The sequence below is a fragment of the Streptococcus sp. HMSC034E03 genome, assembly GCF_001811505.1.
Lineage (GTDB): Bacteria > Bacillota > Bacilli > Lactobacillales > Streptococcaceae > Streptococcus.
The window spans coordinates 1-529 of the sequence record NZ_KV804954.1; the positions used below are offsets into that span (position 1 = coordinate 1).

Sequence of the window (529 nt, forward strand, 5' to 3'; positions counted from 1 at the left end):
AGCAGAGAAAGGGGGAAAGCAAATGCTTGAAAAGTATTATGAGAAGGTAAAAGGAATTGTCCATAGATGTCGAAAAGATTACTATCTCCACCTGTGGGAAAAAGAGGATTGGGACCAAGAAGGACTGATCTGTCTCTATGAACTCCTCGAGGCCCATCCAGAATTAGTGGAAGAGGAAAAGAAACTCTACGTCTACTTCAAAACAAAATTCCGCAATCGAATCCTAGATAGCGTCAGAAAACAAGAGAGTCAAAAACGTCGCCTAGACCGAATGGCCTACGAAGAAGTAGGGGAGATTAGCCATCGCCTACCAGAAGGAGGATTGTGGCTGGATGATTACTACGCCCTTCATGAATTGTTGAATACTTATAGAAGAAAGTTACCACAAGATAAGCAAGAAGCCTATGAACGCCTCTGGGCAGACGAACGATTTAAAGGCCGCAAAGCCCTTCTCAGAGAGCTGAAGGAAGTAATTCAGGAGAAATGAAAAAAAGTTCAAAAAAGGTGTTGACAAAGTAAGAAAAGTCGG

1 protein-coding gene is annotated in these 529 nt (G+C 42.5%); it reads left to right on the forward strand.

All coding sequences use genetic code 11. From position 1 onward, the window contains the following. Positions 1–22 precede the first annotated feature (22 nt). Positions 23–487, forward strand: a complete 465-nt coding sequence (locus tag HMPREF2805_RS01345; protein ID WP_075231073.1) for a transcriptional regulator — start codon at positions 23–25, stop codon at positions 485–487. Positions 488–529 lie beyond the last annotated feature (42 nt).

Excerpts from the sequence above, each read along its gene's own strand:
- HMPREF2805_RS01345 (WP_075231073.1), top strand. The coding sequence starts at position 23 with ATGCTTGAAAAGTATTATGAGAAGGTAAAAGGAATTGTCCATAGATGT.